The sequence below is a fragment of the Gilliamella sp. Choc4-2 genome (assembly GCF_001690355.1).
Taxonomy (GTDB): domain Bacteria; phylum Pseudomonadota; class Gammaproteobacteria; order Enterobacterales; family Orbaceae; genus Gilliamella; species Gilliamella apicola_A.
The window spans coordinates 35353-57478 of record NZ_LZHG01000069.1; the positions used below are offsets into that span (position 1 = coordinate 35353).

General features: G+C 32.2%; 21 protein-coding genes. 6 read left to right on the top strand and 15 right to left on the bottom strand.

What is annotated here, in order from left to right; translation table 11 throughout:
- Nucleotides 1-63: 63 nt before the first annotated feature.
- From A9G34_RS11180 to A9G34_RS09690, 3 genes are all read right to left on the bottom strand, one after another.
- On the bottom strand, nt 64-300 hold the full coding sequence (locus tag A9G34_RS11180) for a FeoC-like transcriptional regulator (protein WP_065569584.1): 237 nt from the start codon (nt 298-300) through the stop codon (nt 64-66).
- Between the two features lie 71 nt (nt 301-371).
- Nucleotides 372-2696, bottom strand: a complete 2325-nt coding sequence (gene feoB / locus A9G34_RS09685; protein WP_065569585.1) for a Fe(2+) transporter permease subunit FeoB — start codon at nt 2694-2696, stop codon at nt 372-374.
- Nucleotides 2693-2935: a FeoA family protein gene (locus tag A9G34_RS09690; RefSeq protein WP_065569586.1), complete on the bottom strand. Its 243-nt coding sequence runs from the start codon at nt 2933-2935 to the stop codon at nt 2693-2695. Before A9G34_RS09690 ends, feoB begins: the two co-directional genes overlap by 4 nt.
- A gap of 399 nt (nt 2936-3334) precedes the next feature.
- Between A9G34_RS09690 and A9G34_RS09695 the strand changes: the two genes are divergently transcribed.
- From A9G34_RS09695 to A9G34_RS09705, 3 genes are all read left to right on the top strand, one after another.
- Entirely contained in the window at nt 3335-3691 is a 357-nt protein-coding gene (locus A9G34_RS09695; protein ID WP_065569587.1) for an ArsC family reductase, read from the top strand.
- A gap of 13 nt (nt 3692-3704) precedes the next feature.
- Nucleotides 3705-4838: a succinyl-diaminopimelate desuccinylase gene (dapE, locus tag A9G34_RS09700; protein ID WP_034946389.1), complete on the top strand. Its 1134-nt coding sequence runs from the start codon at nt 3705-3707 to the stop codon at nt 4836-4838.
- 140 nt (nt 4839-4978) lie between these two features.
- On the top strand, nt 4979-5164 hold the full coding sequence (locus tag A9G34_RS09705; protein WP_065569588.1) for a YpfN family protein: 186 nt from the start codon (nt 4979-4981) through the stop codon (nt 5162-5164).
- Nucleotides 5165-5172: 8 nt separating this feature from the next.
- On the opposite strand, the gene cysZ is transcribed toward A9G34_RS09705, so the two are convergent.
- From cysZ to A9G34_RS09740, 7 genes are all read right to left on the bottom strand, one after another.
- Entirely contained in the window at nt 5173-5967 is a 795-nt protein-coding gene (cysZ, locus tag A9G34_RS09710; protein WP_034946993.1) for a sulfate transporter CysZ, read from the bottom strand.
- A 126-nt stretch (nt 5968-6093) separates the two neighbouring features.
- A complete protein-coding gene (locus A9G34_RS09715) occupies nt 6094-8019 on the bottom strand; it encodes a tRNA-binding protein (RefSeq protein WP_065569589.1) in 1926 nt (641 codons plus the stop codon).
- A gap of 3 nt (nt 8020-8022) precedes the next feature.
- Nucleotides 8023-8478, bottom strand: coding sequence for a DUF441 domain-containing protein (locus A9G34_RS09720; RefSeq protein ID WP_065569590.1), 456 nt, complete (start codon nt 8476-8478; stop codon nt 8023-8025).
- Nucleotides 8478-9188: a phosphoribosylaminoimidazolesuccinocarboxamide synthase gene (gene purC, locus A9G34_RS09725; protein WP_065569591.1), complete on the bottom strand. Its 711-nt coding sequence runs from the start codon at nt 9186-9188 to the stop codon at nt 8478-8480. The genes A9G34_RS09720 and purC overlap by 1 nt, the downstream gene beginning before the upstream one ends.
- A 310-nt stretch (nt 9189-9498) precedes the next feature.
- Complete coding sequence (gene bamC, locus A9G34_RS09730) at nt 9499-10149, bottom strand: outer membrane protein assembly factor BamC (RefSeq protein ID WP_034946403.1); 651 nt, start codon at nt 10147-10149, stop codon at nt 9499-9501.
- Nucleotides 10150-10185: 36 nt separating this feature from the next.
- A complete protein-coding gene (gene dapA / locus A9G34_RS09735) occupies nt 10186-11064 on the bottom strand; it encodes a 4-hydroxy-tetrahydrodipicolinate synthase (RefSeq protein ID WP_034946407.1) in 879 nt (292 codons plus the stop codon).
- Between the two features lie 95 nt (nt 11065-11159).
- Complete coding sequence (locus A9G34_RS09740; protein WP_034946410.1) at nt 11160-11918, bottom strand: Nif3-like dinuclear metal center hexameric protein; 759 nt, start codon at nt 11916-11918, stop codon at nt 11160-11162.
- A gap of 802 nt (nt 11919-12720) precedes the next feature.
- Between A9G34_RS09740 and rnt the strand changes: the two genes are divergently transcribed.
- Nucleotides 12721-13362, top strand: coding sequence for a ribonuclease T (gene rnt, locus A9G34_RS09745; protein WP_034946413.1), 642 nt, complete (start codon nt 12721-12723; stop codon nt 13360-13362).
- 93 nt (nt 13363-13455) lie between these two features.
- Here rnt and A9G34_RS09750 read toward each other — a convergent pair whose 3' ends face one another.
- Nucleotides 13456-13782, bottom strand: a complete 327-nt coding sequence (locus tag A9G34_RS09750; protein ID WP_034946999.1) for a Grx4 family monothiol glutaredoxin — start codon at nt 13780-13782, stop codon at nt 13456-13458.
- 439 nt (nt 13783-14221) lie between these two features.
- Here A9G34_RS09750 and yccS point away from each other — a divergent pair, with 439 nt between their 5' ends.
- Nucleotides 14222-16381 carry a YccS family putative transporter gene (gene yccS / locus A9G34_RS09755; protein ID WP_065569592.1) on the top strand — a complete coding sequence of 720 codons (2160 nt, stop codon included), beginning with the start codon at nt 14222-14224 and terminating at the stop codon, nt 16379-16381.
- 46 nt (nt 16382-16427) lie between these two features.
- Here yccS and A9G34_RS09760 read toward each other — a convergent pair whose 3' ends face one another.
- From A9G34_RS09760 to yejK, 3 genes are all read right to left on the bottom strand, one after another.
- Nucleotides 16428-17006 carry a hypothetical protein gene (locus A9G34_RS09760; RefSeq protein ID WP_065569593.1) on the bottom strand — a complete coding sequence of 193 codons (579 nt, stop codon included), beginning with the start codon at nt 17004-17006 and terminating at the stop codon, nt 16428-16430.
- Nucleotides 17007-17858: 852 nt separating this feature from the next.
- A complete protein-coding gene (nfo, locus tag A9G34_RS09765) occupies nt 17859-18701 on the bottom strand; it encodes a deoxyribonuclease IV (RefSeq protein WP_034946421.1) in 843 nt (280 codons plus the stop codon).
- A 42-nt stretch (nt 18702-18743) separates the two neighbouring features.
- Entirely contained in the window at nt 18744-19748 is a 1005-nt protein-coding gene (yejK, locus tag A9G34_RS09770; RefSeq protein ID WP_034946424.1) for a nucleoid-associated protein YejK, read from the bottom strand.
- A gap of 184 nt (nt 19749-19932) precedes the next feature.
- On the opposite strand from yejK, the gene A9G34_RS09775 reads away from it, so the two are divergent.
- Nucleotides 19933-21312: an MATE family efflux transporter gene (locus A9G34_RS09775; protein WP_034946427.1), complete on the top strand. Its 1380-nt coding sequence runs from the start codon at nt 19933-19935 to the stop codon at nt 21310-21312.
- 460 nt (nt 21313-21772) lie between these two features.
- Here A9G34_RS09775 and A9G34_RS09780 read toward each other — a convergent pair.
- A partial coding sequence (locus tag A9G34_RS09780; protein ID WP_081295310.1) for an autotransporter outer membrane beta-barrel domain-containing protein occupies nt 21773-22126 on the bottom strand: 354 nt, incomplete at its 5' end.

The following is a 22126-nucleotide window of genomic DNA, read 5'->3' on the forward strand; positions in this document are numbered from 1 at the left end:
GTTCATCTATATTTTTTTATTTTATCAACTTATTGTTCCAATTAGCAAAAATATATAAATCTTTTAAATCCAAACATAAACAAATTTAGGCTTTAAATGACAACTTAAGCATGAACTACATTGATTTGTTTTACATAACTGTTCTGACTTTAAAATTATTTGTTGAATCTTTCCTTTTTTAATCCAGAAAACGAGCATCTGTTCGACAGCACTTTCAGGTAATCGAAAGTGATTTGATATATTATGTAATTCAACGCGCCCTTTTAATTGCACATAGTCACGAATTGAAGTTATTAGCATCTTAAATAATTAAAGGGTAGGAAAATTCCTACCTTTTCTCCTTTATAATTTTGTAGTAAAAAATGGACTGATTAGTGGCAGCCAGTTGATTTTTTATTTACTATTGTTTTCGGGATAACATTGAATTTGCATGGAAAATAACGACCAAGTAACCGCATAAAAATAATCATACTAATCATAACCCCACCACAACCAGTCAACCAAAAGATGGCTGAATGAGAATTCTCTAATAAAGTACATTGGTAATAGACCGTAGCTGCTATCCAACCAATTACAAATGTCCATATAGCAACAAATGTCATCCACTTTAAACCTGCTTCACGATAAACAGCACCTAATGCGGCGGCACAAGGTGTATAAAGTAAAATAAAAATTAAATACGCCATCGCAGCAGATGAATTCACAAATGAGGTTTTAATTTGCGAAATTGCCGTTGAATCTATAGATAAATTTAATTTTAAGGAATCGATATTCTCATCAACGGTTGCTAGTCCTAATGGATCTAAAACTGCATCTGATAAGCTAACTAAATTTTCAGGAATTTTCCCCAAAGCATTTAAAATACCTTCCGACAAACTAACATTTTTATTTTTATCAATATTTCCACTCATTGAATAAAGTGAATTTAAAGTAGCAATAACCGATTCTTTGGCAAATATTCCCGTAAATATCCCTACCGTAGCTGGCCAATTTTCTTTAGTGATTCCCATTGGCTCAAAAACAGGTATCATTGTTTGGCTAACAGCAGAAAGAACTGAATTATTTGAATTTTCATGACCAAATGAACCATCTTTTCCCCATGAGTTTAGTATACTTAAAATTGTTATCATAACTACAATAGCTTTACCTGCTCTGAATATGAAACTTTTTAAGCGTTGCCAAGTTAAACTTAATAAGCTTTTCAATGTTGGAATGCGATAAACGGGCATTTCCATAATAAAAGGTGTTATTTTTCCTGTTAATAAGGTAAGTTTTAATACAAAACCAGTAATTATTGCCACCATAATGCCTAGCATATATAAAGCAAATACCACCGTTGAAGCATGATATGGAAAAAATATAACAGCAAATAAGGCATAAACAGGTAACCGAGCACCACATGACATAAAAGGAATCATGCAAATTGCCATAATTCGATCACGTGTACTTTCTAGCGTTCTTGTCCCCATTATAGCTGGCACACCACAACCAAAGCCTAGTAACATAGGTACAAACGCTTTACCTGGTAAACCAATACATCGCATACCGCGATCAACTACCATTGCGGCTCGTGCAAGATAGCCGGAATCTTCTAAAAAAGAAAGAAAAAAGAACATAGTTCCAATAACAGGAATAAACGTCGAAACAGTTTGAATTCCGGTTCCAATTCCTTTAGCTAAAATAATTATTAACCAATTGGGGGCATTTAATGATTGCAATAACTGTGCAGAGCCATTAACAAAAATGGTTTCGCAAAATATATCAAAAAAATCAATAAATACAGAACCAAAATTAATAGCAATGATGAACATGACATACATAACAAACAAAAAGAATGGAATTCCAGTAATTCGACCTAGAGCAAATTTGTCTAGCTTTTCGGTAAAGCTGGTACTTAGCTCTCGTGGTTTATCAATTACTTTTTTACAAACCAAATCAATAGTGTCATAACGGGCACTTGCTAATGCTACATCTATTTCATTATCACACCATGTTGCAAGTAATAACCGACATGCATTGAGTTTTTCATGTTCTTCATCAGTTAAATCATAATTTGAATCATCTAATAATGCATCGATAATTTGCCAACGATTAAAACATCTTAACACACTATCTTTTGGTAATTCATCAATATATCGAGTAATAATAGCTTGTTGATTGTTACCTAATGAATCTATAGATGGCATTGCAATACTTTTATTTTTTCCTATCTTTTCAATCTGCTGGTAAAGTAAATTCAATCCTATTTTTTTAGTTGCTGAAACAGCCACTATTGGACAACCAAGTAATTGTGATAGCTTATCAATATTGATAATTTCTCCCATTGTCTCAACAGCATCGATCATATTAAGTACTAAAATCATCGGCAATTGTAGATCAAGCAATTGAAAAGTTAGGTATAAACTGCGTTGTAAGTTAGTGGCATCAATGATATTGATAATAACACTATCACTTTGGGCTAATACAAATTCACGTGTGATCAATTCATCTTGAGAAACTGACATAGGATCAGTTTCAATTGAATAAGTGCCGGGCAAGTCAATAATGTCATATTGGATATTCTGATAATCAAATATTCCCATTTTTTGCTCGACAGTCACACCAGGCCAATTACCAACACGCTGTTTAGCACCGGTAAGTAAATTAAATAAGGTTGTTTTCCCACAGTTTGGATTACCAATTAATGCTACCTTCATGTTTTTATCTCCAACACTTCTATCGATGAAGCTTCATTACGACGTAGACAAAGTAAAAATCCTCGCATTTTAATTTCAATTGGATCGCCTAAAGGTGCGATTCGCACAACTGAAACTTTGCAACCAGGAATGATTCCCATTGCAAGTAATTTTCGACGAAAAGGCGATGAATTAGGTAATAACCTTGATATAACCGCCTCGCGCCCTAAGGGAAGGTGGTTAAGAGTATAAAATGACATTAAGGTTCCTATGTATTGCTATTCATATGTAATTTGTAGTTCATATTTTAAAAAAAAATAGCCATTATTTTTAGTTTTAAAATGCGAATTATTCGCAATTCCACAATAAAAAATTAGAAAAACACAACAAATAATTTTTTTTAAAGAACATTCATTGTTAATAATGGGTATAACATTGGTTTTAAATTGCATCCTTGTTTAAATGCCATTTTCAATAATCATTAGATTCTTAAACTTTGGAATACTTTAGCTTAATGAAGATAATCAACATGTTCTGTTTGTACATTACTAAATGTTAATACCTATTAGGAATTGATTTAATATTAATCAGACTTAATTGGTGATATAAACAGTTAACTGTTATAATTCATTTTCATTATTTTCTTTAGGTTGTGATTTATGTATATTATTTATGGTATTAAAAATTGTAATACAATGAAAAAAGCTTTTACTTGGCTTGATGAACACCACATTAATTATCAGTTTCATAATTACAAAACAGACGGGCTTTCATCCGAACTATTGCACTCTTTTCTTCAACTAATTGATTGGCAAAATTTACTCAATACCCGTGGGACCACTTGGCGAAAACTTGATGAATCGATTCGTATTCGAATTAATAATGAACAAGTAGCCAAGCAACTCATGTTAGAAAACCCTTCAATTTTAAAACGTCCTTTACTCATTAATGGTAAACGTGCTTTAGTTGGATTTTCAGAAGAAAGTTACACCCAATTTATTAACCTATCTAATTAAAATCGAGATTGCCATGATTGAACCTGTGATTAATTTAACTAAAGAGCTAATTGCCGAAAAATCAATAAGCCCTGATGATAAAAATTGTCAAAAAATACTTATTGAGCGATTAAAACCACTAGGTTTTAATATTGAGACAGTAAATATTGGTAATACAAAAAATTTGTGGGCTTATCACGGCAATCCAACAGACAAAACAATTATGTTTGCAGGACATACCGACGTGGTCCCTGTTGGTGATGAAAGCAAATGGCAATACCCACCTTTTGAACCAACCATTAATGAAAATGGAGTACTTTATGGTCGTGGCGCATCAGACATGAAAAGTGGTATCGCTGCGATGATTTGTGCCGCAGAAGATTTTGTAAAAAACAACCCTAACCATACAGGGCGTGTAGCATTTTTAATTACCTCTGATGAAGAAGCTGATGCAACCGATGGTACAAGAAAAGTTGTCGATTTACTCATGAAACGCCAAGAACGTGTTGATTTCTGTATTGTAGGAGAACCTTCTTGCAATGCAATATTAGGCGATCAAATTAAAAACGGGCGCCGTGGTTCACTAACTGCTAATCTGGTGATTCATGGAATCCAAGGCCATGTTGCTTATCCTCATCTTGCAGATAATCCGGTACATCGATTTGCTCCCGCTTTGAATGAACTTATTTCAACAAGTTGGGATAATGGTAATAAATATTTTCCTAAAACTGTCATGCAAGTGGCAAATATCAATGGTGGAACAGGTGCAGAAAATGTCATACCTGGTGATTTGACGGTACAATTTAACTTTCGTTATAGTAGCGAACTTACCGATGAAATGATTAAATCACGTGTTGAAAATATCTTACAAAAGCATAATTTAAAATATAAACTCAATTGGCGATTATCCGGACATCCATTTTTAACGCCACAAGGCGAGTTGACTAATGCTACTATAAATGCAATAAAAGAATTTACTGGTATTGATGCTCAATTATCAACTACTGGTGGAACTTCAGATGGGCGTTTTATTGCCAAAATGGGATGCCAAATAATCGAATTTGGGGTGCTAAATAAAACGATTCATAAAGTTAATGAAAATGCCAGTTGCCAAGATATTATAACATTAAAAAAAATTTACCAAAGAATCCTTGAAAAGTTATTATAAGATTGAAAGAAAATATATTATTTAGAAGTGAGAACGCTTTTAATTTTAGTGCTTTTGATAAATGTGTTGATGTGTCGGTTAGCGACCAATAAAATAAAAAATCGAGTACATTAGTTAAAATGATTTATTGGAGAAATAGAATGGAGTGGCTTAAAATTTATTGGTGGATAATTCTTATTGTTCTTTTTGGCGTTTTTATCAATACTATAAAAGCACTAAACAAACTTAATTTTAAAAGTTATTTGGATAAAAAGAAAGGGACAAAGCCTATCCCTTATCAAGATGATGACGATGATGATTGGCCACCTACCCCTAAAAAGAATTAATTTCGATTTCAACGAAAATCATTGCTATTGCTTGAAAAAAGAGCCTGATGGCGATAACGATCAACCCACATTGCTGTTGATCCGCAAACCGCAATTGGCATAATAATCAAATTTAACACCGGAGCTACCGTGAACAAACTTACTAATATGCCATATATTATATTATCAATTTTATCTTGTTTTAGTAATTCACGCATACGATGAAAGGTTATTTTATGATTATCAAATGGATAATCTGCATATTGAATATTAATTTGCCAAGCAGTAAATAAAAACCAAATAATAGGAGTTATGCTTTGCCCAATAACAGGAATAAAGTAAGTTAATAAAATAGGAATAGCCCATAACAAGTAATTAATTAACTTTTGTATTTCGCGACTGAATATTCTAGGTAAATCTTTTATTAAATTTATCCAAGAAGTATCTGGAGCAGGTGTTCCCGTTAATTTGGCTTCAACTTGCTCAGCAAGTAACCCATTAAATGGTGCCGCTATAATATTAGCAACTGTGCTAAAGAAATAACAAAATAAGATCACCAATGTTAAAATAACGATAAAGCTAATAATATAGCCAAGCCAATGAAGCCAGCTAGGAACAAAAGATAATCCCCAATCAATCATTCCCGTAATCTCGGAAAAAAACCAATAAAATAGGGCTGACATTATGACAATATTAGCCAATAACGGTAGAAATATGAAACGTCTGATTCCTGGACTAAATGCTAAAGCCCAACCTTGAATAAAGTATTCAAAACCGCTTTTTGGCTTATTACGTGCCGTATTTGAATGTTTAAATTGTCTTATCTTATCTAAGTTATTTTGAATCACAACTATTCCTTTTAACTATTAAATATGATTATTTTAAGTTCCTAATAGGCAAGCCAGCAATGATAATTATTAATATTTTACATTGATATTATATAATAAATTTTAAAAATAATTATCTAACCATTGCTTTACTTCTTGTTTAATTGTCTGTATTAACGCTTTTCGCCCAGTAAAATTAAATTGTTGAATGACTAAAGCTTCACATTTTTTATTTAGCAGTAACATTGCTAATACTGGTAGTTTGCCTAAATTACTTTGTTTGTCGTTGTAAAGATTTAATCGGCACAAAGCAGCATAAGTTGCTTCATAAGATCGATGATAGTGACAGAATCCTTGCAATTCCTCTAGATCTTGAGTAGATAAATGTTGGTCAGAATCGGCTAATAATAGATTATCGAACGGCAAATCAATAATATTTTTTAACCAGTAAATGTTACGTCGTAACCTTTTATTCATGCTGTAGGCCAAATTATAGCCTTCTGTTGTAATCGGTTTTATCGCCATGATTGAATAACTACCGCTACTGGCTTCTTTATGGCTACCAACATGCACAATCATAAAACCTAACATAGACCAAAACCGGGAAGTTTCATGATGGTAGGCAAAGCTAACCGATAAATAATCTTTACCATATTTTATCGCATCTTCTAAAATATTCTGAATCAATTGGTGAGCAATATGTTGTCGGCGATAAGATTCGATTACGGCTATTCGATTAATTCGAACCGACATTAATTTAGCGGCTTGTTTGTTACCTGCATGTGCTACTAGCGATTGAGCAACTAAATTACCTTTTGGTCGGCGTACACCTTTCCAAATATCATCAATTAATTCATCTGACAAATTACCCTCATTAATTGTGATTGCCGCAGCAATAAAGTTATTGCCTATTTTTACCTGCCACACCGCTAAATTTTGGGCATCAAAAATACGCCTTAAATCAACTAAAGTCGTTTGATAATGTGCATCTTTTAATAAGTAAAAAATCTGCTTTAACGAAATGATATCATCACGGTTAACAATAGAATAATTCATTGGTTGTTGAATAGGTAACGGCTGCAATGCTACTGGAAATAAACCATTTAGCAATAAGTGATCAGTAAAAGATTCAAGCTCATCATTATCACACCAACGAATAGGCATATTAAGAGAAAAAAACTCACAGGAGTAATTTTTAAGTAGTTTTAATATGAAACCTTGCCCTGTACCTTCATAGCCTTCTACCGTTGTCGTTAATAATATATGACTATTTTTATAAATAGCTAACTGCAGTAACTTTTCCAATATTGGCAAAGGTATCATTGCTGCTTCATCAATAATAAGGTAATTAGGGAAATTATCAATCGTAGATGCTATTAATTCATCTGGCGCATAAAAGGGGATATCACCTTTTGCAAATTGAAAAAATGTAGTTAACGCATTCTTATTTGGCGCTGTCACTAAGCAATCTTTAAAATGAGTAAATTGCCCAGCTAACGCTGATTTACCGCGCCCTCTTTTCGCAATAAGGACTTTAATAGTTTTATCACTTTTTAACAACTTGTTGAGTATAGTTTGTTGTTCCACTAAATTGCAAGTTGAACCATGAGGTTGTGGGAATTGATAATTAGGAAACGGAATAAATTCATTTAATGTTTGCTCCAAATGAGTAACAAAATTAGGAACTTGTATGGGATAAGGTTTTTCATTCCAACGTAAACTATCTTGATCTTGCCAAGTAGAAAAATTTTCTGGCAAAAATAATATAAGAACACTACCTTTGATCAAAGTTCCAGCTAACATGGCAAAGGCATCAAGATTAAAACCTTGAGTTGCATCAAAGATAGCATGAAGATATTGCTGTCCTAATAATTTTTTTGTTTTATTGGGCAAAATAACATTAATAAGAGAATCAGGTAAATTTGTCTGTTCCGTAACGATAATCCAATCACCTAAATGCTGGCTAATAGTAACACTTACTTGATCAAATAACTTAGCCGCTACACCACGTAGTACCCATAGCTTTCTTGTGCTATTAGGATCATGCATAAACTAACTTTTTCCAATCAACAATGATAATAGCCCAGCTGCAATCAATGGTCCTACAGGAATGCCTTTGAAAAAAGCTACACCAAATAATGTCCCTATAATTAGTCCATTAATTATAGTTGGGTGTGCCCCAATAAGTGCTATACCTCGCGTTCCAAGCCAAGATACAAGGATACCAACCAAAATCGCTAAGAGCGATTGCAATGTAGTAAATGATCTTAAAATATCTATGACTTTCAAAGAACCATCAGCAAGAGGTACCATCATTGCAGCTGTTAAAATCACAATCCCAACAGTTAAGCCATATTTATTTAAGAAAGGAAAATAAGCAGCAAGTGGAGTTAATTTGAACAACAATAATAAAATAACAGCAAACGTAACTGTATTGTTATGCGTTAAATAACACAGTGCTGCTAAACCTAATAGAAGAAAAAAGGATATATCAAATTGAGCAAACATTATAATTGAACACCAATTCGTTTCGCTACTTCTTCATAAGCTTCAATGACACCACCTAAATCCTGGCGAAAACGATCTTTATCCATTTTCTTAAGGGTTTCTTTTTCCCATAGACGGCAACCATCTGGTGAAAACTCATCACCTAATGTAACTTCACCTTTGAACAATCCAAATTCAAGCTTATAATCAACCAATATAAAACCTGATCTATCAAACAGTTCCGTCAGAATATGATTAATCTTAAAGCTAAGCTCCTTCATTTTTACTAACTGTTCATCACTCACCCAATTAAAAGTTTTACAGTACGAATCATTAACCATTGGATCATGTAATGCATCATCTTTTAGAAATAATTCAAAAGTTGGTGGATTAAGAATTTGCCCCTCTTTAACGCCCAAGCGTTTAACCAATGATCCAGCAGCTCGATTGCGAACAACACATTCAACTGGCACCATATCAAGTTTTTTAACGATTACTTCATTGTCTGATAATAAGGCTTCTACTTGAGTCGGGATACCTGCTTCACGTAATGTTGTCATAATAAAATAATTAAATTTATTATTAATCATCCCTTTTCTATCTAACTGCTCAATACGTAAACCATCAAATGCTGAAGTATCGTTACGAAATTCAAGTATCAACAGTTCAGGATTATCCGTTGTATAAACAGTTTTTGCTTTACCGCGATAAAGTTCAGCCAATTTTTTCATGCTTATAACCTTATATCAAATGACAAATAAATAAATAATTAATTAATTAAAGCGCTATTCTCTCCTAAGATTTAAAACATAGTGTTATTATTATTCTCACTAATTTTATTAGTCAGCTTGAATAATAACATTTTTACGTTTTATAGCAGCAAAATAATTACATTTTCCTTTACTAAATAATAAGTTAAATTTTAACACTAACAGTATACTTTTACTTTAAGGAGATTGAGTTTAATATCTTGGTTTCCCTTTGATTCTCAGCAGCAGTCTTATTACTTTTACCTTATTCATTTATGCTTACTGAAATAGTTCAGGAAGATTCAGATACCGCATCATCCATTATCATATTAAATAAACGTACTATGTATCGTTGAATTTCAATCGGATCGGTTGATAGATCTTCTTCTCCTCGTGTCAGTGTTTTCAAACCAAATGTGATATTTTCGAAATCACCATAAGATTTTTGTCGCTGAATGATAAACGAAGCTTGAATAGCCTGATCTTTATCATTTGGGAAAACAAAAGTGCTCGCAGTGATAATGGATTTACTGTCATTATTAACAATACCAATATTTCTTTTCGTTAGCGAATTTGGAATAAATTCCCATACATTACTATTTGCCGGTACATTTAAAGTCACCACATCATGATGATAAGAAACAGAAGAATTTGGAATGGTTGAAATTGGAATAGTAGGAGGGCGAATATCAACTTGTTTACCAATAGCACCTTCAGTATTCGTACGGTAAATATAAAAATCGTTCGTTTCAGTAGGAATTGTTACACCTTGTGGAACAATCAAAGGTTTCAATTCTGGTGAATTTAAATAATCATCATTTCCTTCAACTTCTTTTCTATAACTTTGATCGCTACCGCACCCAGCTAAGAATAGCGAGGCAATAGCTGTCAAAATGACTGTTTTTTTTATGGTGTTGCTTTTAAATCTGGTTTTATTCAACATAGATATCTGCTTATAAATTAAAGGTTATAAAATAAATTACAATAAATTGGCATCATTTAAAGCTTTTTCAACCGCTGGAATAGAAGTATCTGTCAGCGATATTAATGGTAAACGGATTGTAGCTGTATCTATTAAACCTAATTTAGCACAAGCCCATTTTACCGGTGTTGGGTTTGGTTCAATAAATAAGTTATTATGTAACGCTAATAATGAATCGTTTAGCGCACGGGCTTCCTGAATTTGGTTATTGACAACTAGTTGACAAATTTTTGCAACTTGTTTAGCTGCAACATTAGCAGTAACAGAAATAACGCCGTTACCGCCTAAAATCATAAAATCGACAAAAGTTGAATCATCACCACTTAATAATATAAACTCATTGCCCACTAACTTTCGCGTTTTATATACTCTAGACAAATCACCAGTTGCATCTTTTAGTGCTACAATATTTTTAATTTTCGATAATCGCCCAACTGTTTCAGGCTTAAGGTCGCTACTAGTACGACCTGGCACATTGTAAAGAATTTGAGGCAATGCAGTATTTTCAGCAATAGCTTTGAAGTGTTGGTACATCCCTTCTTGAGTAGGTTTATTATAATATGGCGCGACAGTTAAACACCCAATAACACCAATGTTTTCAACGCGACGAGTTAACTCAATAGCTTCTTTGGTTGCATTAGCACCTGTTCCTGCAATGACATTAATTCTCCCATCTGCATAATCAATTGTTCGTTTAATTACATCGATATGTTCTTGATAATCAAGCGTTGCCGATTCGCCTGTTGTTCCGACGGAAATAATAGCTGAGGTTCCATTAGCAATATGATATTCAACCAATTTTTTTAAGCTTACATGGTCTATGTTTCCTTTGTTATCCATTGGAGTGACAAGTGCGACCAGACTTCCTGTAAACATAAAATGACCTCTCATATTATTTATTTTCAAATGACTTAAAGAATAAAAAATCTACGCGTAAGTATGCGATATTTCTTGTATAAATTCAACTTTTGTTATGCTGGATTATCAATATCGATAAAAATAACTTCTAAGTCATAATGTATAGACAACCATTCCCCTAATTTTTTAATACCATAGCGCTCAGTAGCATGATGCCCAGCCGCATAAAAATTAATACCATATTCACGAGCAATATGAATTGTTCTTTCTGACACTTCACCAGTAAAAAATGCATCAACCTCCTGTTCAGCAGCAGATTCAATAAAATCTTGTCCTCCTCCACTACACCAAGCAACACGTTTTATTATTTGCGGTGCATTATCACCACAAAATAATACTGAACGCTGTTTATTGTGCAACAATTGTTCAAGTTTTTCCTTAAATTCAAGTGCAGACAATGGTTTTTTTAGCGTACCTTTAAAAAGAAGATTGGTCATATCTTCACGCTTATCAACCTCTATATTTAATAATTCCGCAAGTTGAATATTATTGCCTAAAACATCATGCGCATCTAAAGGAAGATGGTAACCAAACAAATTTATATCATTCAATAATAACGTTTTAATACGTTGGTATTTAATGCCTGTTATGGTCTGAGGCTCATTTTTCCAAAAATAACCATGATGAACTAACACTGCATCGGCTTGTAGCTCAACTGCTTTATCCAATAATAATTGACAGGCAGTAACACCTGTAACAATTCTTTTTATTTCACAACGACCCTGAACCTGCAAACCATTAGGGGCATAGTCACGAAAACGTGAAACTTGCAATTTATTATCAATAATGTGTTGAAGTTCAATATTTTGCACTTTTTCCCCACTTTTTATTGTGCTGTCTTGATTATGTATTTTCCAATTTTATGATGCATTTATTATTTTTTATAACATAGCTCTTTTTTTATTTTAACTTATTACATAGTAATATCATAATTTATCAATAAGGAATATTTTTAAATTTATTTAATTTTGTTAACTTTTAGTATAATTAGAAAAATTAATCGGCGACCTTTTACTTAATCAAAATTATAATCACTTTTAATTTTTATCTCATTTACATATTTTATATGTGCAATTTGTCATGTAACGTAGTTACCAAACTAGATTATTAAACACATTTAAGCTCTTTGCTTTATTTATTCTATTTGCCTTAAAAATTTAATTAATTAACAAAAAACAAGATAAGATTTATAGCTATAATCAAGCAATTTTTTTAACTTAGTTAGTAGAATGATATAATCATGAGGGAAGATGAGATTGTATCATTCTAAGAGTTAAATTAAGGATAATTATCGCTATTTTTTTCGCTATTCATATGTTAAGAACTTAATAAGATTAATACTAATTTTCTATTCAATTACAAATATTCCCCCCTGATATCGACTCGATTTGGCTAAAGTAATATTACAAAACATGAATTACATTTAAAATGTACAGCTAACATTCTAAACGTATTAATCAAAAGTAGATTAGAAAGCTTAAAAATCCCAAGCAAAAATTACTATAAAATTAAATTAAGTAAAAAATTAATGCTTAAGTTTTAATTGTCAAAGGTAGAACTAGGCGAATCATTTAAAAACTGGCATAATGAGTTTCATTTTAGATAGATAAGAAGATTATTGTGCCAAATGCTAGATTATGCGAACGGTTTCGCGGTTTTTATCCAGTTGTGATTGATATAGAGACATCGGGATTCAACCCTAAGCTCAATGCTGTTCTTGAAATAGCAGCTGTTACCTTGAAGATGGACAAAGACGGCTGGCTTAATCCAGACGAAAAAATACAATTTAATGTAAAACCGTTTGAGAATGCAATTTTAGAGCCTAGTGCACTAGCATTTAATGGCATAGACCCTACAAATCCATTGCGCGGAGCTGTTGATGAAAAAATTGTTTTAGAAAAGATTTTTAAAATGGTAAGAACAGGCATAAAAATTAATGACTGCTCGCGCGCAGTCATTGTGGCACACAATGCTCATTTCGATCACAGCTTTTTGATGGCTGCAGCAGAGCGTACTGACATTAAACGTAACCCCTTCCACCCTTTTGCAACTTTTGATACTGCAGCGTTAAGTGGATTAGTATTTGGTCAAACCGTATTAGCAAAAGCTTGTGAAATTGCCAAAATCCCGTTTGATCATAAACAAGCACATTCAGCACTATATGATACCGAAAAAACAGCAATTTTATTTTGTGAAATTGTGAATCGTTTTAAACGATTAGGTGGCTGGCCACTTACCTTTTTAGATAATAAGTGATTGTCAAAAAAGCATATTAGTAAAAGAGTTTTAATCAACTCTTTTACGTAGTTAGTCAGAATAACGTCATTGTTATTGATAATAATACAATATTTACAAATTGTATTTTTCAACTGTTTCTTTAATCAAAGCTTGCAACTCACCAGTTTGAAACATTTCAAGCATTATATCGCAACCACCAACTAGCTCTTTGTCAACCCACAGTTGTGGAAATGTTGGCCAATTAGCATATTTAGGTAATTCTGCGCGAATATCTGGATTTTGTAAAATATCGACGTAAGCAAAAGGCACACCACATTGAGATAAAGCTTGCACAGCTTGAGCTGAAAACCCACAACTTGGAAATTTAGGAGAACCTTTCATATAAATAATAATTGGATTTTCAGCAATCTGTTTTTTAATTTTTTCAAGTGTTGTCATTTCTGTTCCCATAACGTTTAATCCTTCTTAATTTGTAGCTTTAATTATTTTAACTTAGAATTTAACTCTATAATACTACAATCCATATATTTGTTTTAAAGGTAATTAACTCTCAATATTTGATAACAGAAAAAATAACGCAGCATTAATATAATATTAATTAATTAGTTAATATTATATTAAAATAAAAAAGTAATACTAAAAACCTTTGATAAACAGAATTTTTTGAGCAAAAGAATATACCTATTTTTGTAATAATTATTTTCAAAAATAGAAATTTTTGATTTCTTAACACACCAATGTGTAGTTTTATTGAAATAATTTATTTTCTTTAAAATTATTTAATTTTACGTAATCAATATCACAAATTCTTTTCCAAACAATCACAATATAGTATGCTACTAACCATTATCCCAACTTACAAACATTTCAATACATTGTGCATCCATTTATTCTAGCGTTACGTAAAGTTTTTTACAGTAGTAATTTACTTTTTAGTATTCGTATGTTAATTAGTTTAGCTGGCTCAACTTTGGTACCGTGGTATTTTGGACAAGTGTCCTTTGTTATTCCACTGACGTTAGGCGTAGTAGCTGCTGGATTAACTGAAATTGACACGCGATTGTTATCACGGTGTATTAATTTAGTTATCACCCTGATTTGTTTTGCTATAGCCACATTTTCGGTAGAATTATTATTTGACTATCCATTCATGTTCATAATGGGGTTGGTGTCTTCCACATTTATTTTCATTATGCTCGGTTCATTAGGGCAACGTTATGGTGTAATAGCATTTGGTTCATTATTGATTGCAGCTTATACCATGCTTGGTCATAATCTATATACCGATAATTATATGTTTTCTTATTTTTTATTATTTGGAGCTCTATGGTATAATGTTGTTTCGTTGATTGAATCAATTATTCAGCCTACCCGAACAACCCAACAAACTTTATCCAATTGTTTTATGACATTAGCGCAGTATCTTGATGCAAAAGCAGCAATGTTCGATCCAGATGAAACAAATGCTTTTAAAAAGCAAACAGTAAAGTTAACCAAAAGTAATAATCAATTAATTAATGCCTTTAATCAAACTAAACGCTCATTATTCGATCGTTTAAAAAGCTATCGAGGACAATCTTACATTAGAAAAATGTTGAGTTATTACTTTGTAGCACAAGATATTCATGAACGAGCAAATTCTGCACATGGTGATTACCAAGCTTTAAGCCTACAGTTTAAACACAGTGATATTTTATTTCGTTTTGCGCGAATTTTAAATCTACAAGCTAAAGCCTGTACCAAATTAGCATTAGCAATTAAACTAAATCAAACTTATCAACACGATCCACTGTTTAATCGATATTTTTTATATCTAGAAGAAGCTATTTTAGTATTTCAAAATAATAATAAAGCTGATACATTACTTATTAAATCATTGCAAAATTTACATCAAAATCTGCAATCTATTGATCTGCTTCTTGCCAATATTGATAAAGAACAACATCTTTCAAAAGAACAAGAAAATAATCGATTAATCGATGAAGAATTAACTAGTTTTTCTGATATTTTTATTAAAATTAAACGAAACTTGACGGTTCAATCAGCACTTTTTAGGCATGCAATTAGAATGAGTATTGTTTTATTTGTTGGGTATATGCTCATTCATTTTTCAGAACTTTCACATGGGTATTGGATTATTCTAACAAGTCTTTTTGTTTGCCAACCAAACTATTCAACCACAAAATATCGATTAAAATTACGCATTTTAGGTACAATATTAGGCATCATCATTGGTATTCCATTGACTTATTTATTCCCGAGCATTGAAGAACAATTAGTTTTAATCATCATTACAGGATGGCTATTTTTTCTATTTAAAAATTCGCAATATGCTTATGCTACTGCATTTATTACCTTATTAGTCTTTTTTAGCTTTAGCTTAATTGGAGAAAGCAGTATTGAAGTAGCTATCTTACGCATTATCGCTACGCTGATAGGTTGTTTTATAGCTTGGTTCGCAGTAAGTTTTATTTGGCCAGATTGGAAATTTAGAAATCTTCCTAAATTAGTTGATCGTGTTTGCCATGATGATAGCCACTATTTGGCGTTAATTGGTCGACAGTACTTAACCGGTAAAACCAATGATCTAATGTATCGTTTAGCAAGACGAGCAGCACATGATAGTAACGCTGATTTATCGTCATTAATTAGTTTGATGACCAAAGAACCCCATGTTGACCAAAGTGTTATTGAGCAAGGCTTTCGTTTATTAACCCTTAATCACACTTTAATTAGTTATCTTTCAACTCTAGGGGCAAATCGAGGCATAACCATCACTAATTTTGCTCTTGAGCTATTTGATGATGTATCAGTTTATATCATTAATCTTTTAAACGATAAAAAGATTAATGATAATTACAAAAAAATCCAGCAATCAGTGATAAATTATATTGAAAAAATACCCGATAGCGATAATCATAAAAGTAATGATCTATTAATTATACAGCAACTTGCTTTAATTTTAGATATTTTACCTGAATTAGTTAATCTAATAACTACACTTGAAATTAAAAAAATTAATCATTTTTCGCCATAGCAAAGTTTCAAATCTATAATAATTTGTTCTTTATTGTTGTACTAATCTATTTTGTAAAAGGATTTTTTTTACCTATATAAACTAAAGGCTCCGTAAAATTTTTTAATTTGTCCGCATTTATTTCAAACCCCAAAAGATAGTCTGATTCATAAAAAGGTCCTTCTTCAGTGCTATTATTAGGGTTAATAATTGCTAAAACTTGTAAATCTTGAATGTCAAAAGATAATATTTGTTTAAATACATTATCATAAATGAAAACAGTATCTGAGTCAGATAAGCCTGCTTTAGCGATCAAAATCTCACGATACTGACTCTCAATAAGATAAATCTTTTTTTTGTATTCAGTATTAATAGGATCAACATGGTTGTTTTCGTGAGGAATAAGAAACGCCATAACAGAATTGCCACCATGTGCAAGTATCTGATTTGTTATAGGAATGAATGCAAATTTACTTTTATTTTTAATATAATCAATATATTGTATTTCATATAAATTAACGTTACTAATCGATGATAATTGGCTATCGTTTTTTGCATGCAATGAGTGAGAATCTCCAGCATAACTGTAAAAATTCAATAGCGTTAAAACAAGAAACTGACAGATTTTTCTAAATTGCTTATTCATATTATCAACCTATTACCTTATTTTGTATGCATTTAAAATCAAAACGTTAAAATTTATCCGAGCATTTAAATACAGTTAATACACCTAAAATTGATCATTGAAGATCAATAAATTTATTAATACCTATTATATTCAATTTTATAAAAATTATCCTTTTATTAACCTTATTAATTTTCTTTTTATCACATTGCTAATTGTTAATATTTAGAATGCTTTTGTTCGATACTGTGATATAAAATAGGTAAGCTATGCCAAATAAGTAACGTTCAAACACAATCAATACTAATGGTAACTCTTTAAATAACCTTCCTATCTATTGAAATTTTTAATCATTATTGCTATAAATTTGTTCAATGCATACAAATATATTATCTAAGTTAACTTCATATGATAAATTTTGTGTCAATTCAATTTGACAATACAAATAGGTAATATTCATAAATTTTGAATATTTATAAAGCATATGAATTTAATGCTGCAATTGAAGTTAGACATTGTGACTGATATAGCTTATTAACTTAATAAGCCCAAATCTCGTAATAGGCTTGTTCTGAAATGCAGCTATTTTCAAAACAAGATCACGAGTTTTACCTATATTATATATTTTTATTTAGTTAAAATTTCTATTCTGCATGTTTATTTTAGATTCAAAACTTTCGAAGACTGGTGTAAAGCAGAATAGTTTTTCAGAATCTACATAATTGACAGATAAAATCTGTTTAGATATTTAATATCTTTTAACATAGTATTTGTTGATTATCACTCATCTATTTTATTAATTTACACGTAGTTGATATTGCAAAGCAATAAAAAGTCATAGAGATAATAAGCATTAGGTTATGTTTTTTCATATTATTTGCCCTGTTCCCTTAGCCAACTTATTTCTTGTGCCCAGATATCGGGATCAATAGTTTCTAAAATAAGAGGAATTTCGTCAATTCTTGGGTCTTGCATGATATATTTAAATGCAGTTTCACCAATATTGCCTTTGCCTAAACTGTGATGGCGATCGACATGGCTAGCAAATTCGCTTTTAGCATCGTTTAAGTGCATACCTCGTAAATATTGAAAACCGACTATTTTTTCGAACTCAGCAAAAGTTTCTTGGCAAGCTTGTTCGGTACGTAAATCGTAACCAGCGGCAAAGGCGTGGCAAGTGTCAATGCAAACACCAACTCTGCTTTTGTCTTCGACTTGGTCAATGATTTGCGCAAGATGTTCAAATTTATAGCCCAAGTTAGAGCCTTGCCCTGCCGTATTTTCGATAACAGCAACCACATTTTGTGTTTTGTCGAGCGTAATATTAATCGATTCGGCAATGCGTGCTAGACATTCATCAACCGATATTTGTTTTAGATCGCTTCCGGGGTGAAAATTGAGTAATGTTAATCCTAATTGTTCACAACGTTGCATTTCGTCTAAAAACGCAGTGCGTGATTTTTCAAGCTGCTCGCTATCGGGGTGACCTAAGTTAATTAAGTAACTATCGTGTGGCAAAATTTGTTTGTTGGTAAAGCCATATTTTTCGCAGCGTTTTTTAAAGCTGTCGATGGTGGCGGTTTCGAGCGGTTTGGCGTGCCATTGTCGTTGATTTTTGGTAAATAGCGCAAATGCGGTTGCGCCAATTTGATAGGCATTTATCGGGGCGTTATCTACCCCTCCTGCTGCACTTACATGTGCACCAATGTATTTCATTTTTTGTCCTAATAACGTTGTTAGTTTATGATTAACGGATAATTAATTCGAGCCGCTATTGCGTTGTAACTGATCACGCAAATTAGGCGGTACACCTTTAATAACCAGTGAATCAGTCTGTGGATCCCATTTTATACGTTCACCTAACAAATTTGAATCGAAGCTTAAGGTTAATCCGCCACCGCTGCCCGAGAATTTTTTAAGTTGGCGCAATGCACTACGATCAACGGGGAAAGTTTCTTCTAAGTCATATTCGCTATTTTTAATAAATTCGATAAAGTTGTTATCGTCACTTGTTGGTAGTTCGTTGGCTAGATTTTTTAGTTCAATTTCTTCACCAGCTTGTAATTGTGCTTGACAGTAATTGTAGACGCTTTCACGTGCGTTGGTTTTGTCTTGTTTGTCAAATTGCATTTCTTGGCAGTAATCATCGACCGCTTTAACCAGTGTTTTGTTTTGCGCTTTCGCATCTAATCCCTCGCTTGCACCTAAATAGTCCATAAAAAAGTCAGATACTTTTCGCCCTACTCGTCCTTTTAAAAAGGTTAAATATCGTTTTGAGTCGGCTTGGGTTTCCCATTCGGTCATATCTATACGGGCAATAATATCGGCATGGTCAATATCTAGGTATTGGGTTTCGCTAATATCTAAGTCTTCATTAACTAGCATACTTAAACAACTATTTAATACCGCAATAATTAAGTATTCAACCGCTAAATAACGGTACTGACAAAATACTACAGTTCCCCCTTCTGCAAAAGGGTATTTGGCAAGTTCGTTTCGTAGTTGTTTGGTTGATTCTTGACTGAAATGTAAAAAATCTTGATTACCTAGTCGCAATTCTTTTAATGATTGTTCAAATAAGCTTTCACTATTAAATAACCCATAGGCCTTGCTTTTATTATTATAGATGCGGTTGATATCTTCAATGAGATTAACCACTGCTTGTTCATTGCCGAGCATTGAATCACGAAGTTGTAGTTCGATTTCAGTGTCATTTTTTCTAATTAATTTATGTAGTATGATCTTTTCTATTTGTACGCTCATTTGGGGGATTCCTATTTAGATCACAAAAATTATGAACTATTTTATCAAAGAGTTGAAAAAGTGCTATCAACAATTAATAAGTCTGTTAGACTAATAGCCAATGAATTTCAAATTGATACTTAGGCATCTATCTTATCTGAAACTTCTTAAGAATTTAATAACTTCTACAGTGGGAATAAAAAATATGGTGAAATCTCACGATATTTATCATGATTTTAAACATAAAAAAGTTAGCGCTTTATTTTGGCAATATGCATTACCAGCTATCATCGGCACGATTGTTAATACACTTTATAATATTATTGATGGCATTTTTATTGGTCATTGGATCGGGCGTGAAGCGTTAAGTGCTGCAGGTCTTATTCTACCAGTAATGAATTTAGCAGCGGCAATTGGTATGTTAGTTGGAATTGGTTCGGCCAGTCGAATTTCAATTTTTTTAGGTCGTGGTGAAAACGACAAGGCCGAAAAAGTTGCTGGAACATCGTTTATGTTAACGGCTGTGTTAAGCGGAATCACACTTTCTACATTACTCTATTTTATTGATCCAGTATTACACTTTGTAGGTTCAAGCCCCGTTAACCATGTTTATGCTAGAGAGTTTTTAGAGATTTTTCTACCTGGTAGTATCTTTTTGACCCTCACTTTTAACTACAACAATATGATGCGTGCAAGTGGTTATCCCTTTAAAGCCATGCTGACAATGTTTGTTAGTGTGATTGCCAATATTATTTTAGCACCAATTTTCATTATTGGTTTAGGTTGGGGAATGCGTGGGGCAGCACTGGCAACGACGTTTTCAATGATGATTAGCTTTGCTTTTGTTATGCAACATTTTTTAAATAAAAACAGTAATATCAAGCTGTATCGCCGTAATTTTAAGCTTGATTTTTCAATTGCGAAATCAGTAATATCAATTGGTTTATCGCCTTTTTCAATGCAAATGGCAGCATCAATCGTTGTAGTGTTTATTAACTGGCAACTTAATCGTTATGCTCCACTTGCTAATGTGTCGGGCGATGATTCAATTGCTGCTTTTTCTAATGCTAACCGGCTTATTACTTTAGTGATTATGATTGTCATTGGTATCAACCAAGGTATGCAACCTATTATTGGTTATAATTATGGTGCTAAAAATTATGATCGCGTTAAAAAGACTTTCTTTTATGCTGTTAAAGTGGCTACAGTGGTGACTTCGCTCGGTTTTGTGTTAGGATTTTTTATTCCAGATATGTTGGTGCGAGCTTTTAGTTCCGAGGAAGATTTAGTGCAACTTTCGGCTATTGCATTACGATTTACTACACTCTCGTTTATTTTTGTTGGCTTTCAAATGGTAACAACAAGCTTTTTTCAATGCATTGGTATGGCAAAAGTATCTATTTTATTAAGTTTATCAAGACAAATATTAATTTTATTACCCGCATTATATATTTTGCCGCTATTTTTTGGCTTCGATGGTGTTTGGGTTGCTGCACCAACAGCAGATCTATTATCTACAGGTACTGCTTATCTTGTTTTATACTGGTACTTTAAATCAATCAAAAAAAGACAAAATCACAATTAAAAATAATTATTAATAATAATATGGAAAGCGCCTTTATTTACTTATTAAAATTTAATATTTATTGACATATCTCAATCAAGCCTGTAATTATAGGCTTGATTGTATCAAAATTCAGCGTTAATACTTTTTTCATATCACTATTTTGATTTTATATAATCTGAACCACTTTGACAAAGCGCCGCTAAATTAAATTGAGTGCTAGTATAATCTTGAAGAACTGATTTCTTATTCCATTCCTTAACTTTAAGATAATCTAGGTTAACTATTTGATTAAATTAACATCAAACAGAAGGAACACTTAATTACTTATATGCTTCATTTGCTCAGTAACAAAGCTTCATTAATCATGATAATGTCAGAGATAATATTAATTATTATTTTAATTAGATAAGTTATTTAATATAGATAAAAAAACAGCACCAATTAAGTGCTGCTTTTTTTATTGAGTTTTTTTAAATTATTAGAATGAATAGTTCAAACCTATTTGCGCACCAAGTTGACGGTAGTTGTTGCTACCAAATCGGCTGTCTAATTGAGCATAGCTACTGAGGGATTTGGTTAAATTACCATTCACACCCACTTTTAATTCAATATAATTTTTACTCATGTCTGATTCAACATGTTTACCATTAATTTTTGCTTCCGGTGAAGAAGAATCATACAACCAGTTGGCTTCTATAAATGGTAATACTCCATAGCCTTCTTTAGTGCTTTGACCATAGAATCTTGCACCTAAACGCATTTGTACTCCATCACCATTAACATTACTTACTTCGCCTTGTGTGCCTAACTTAAAGTTGTGGCTGTCTGACCA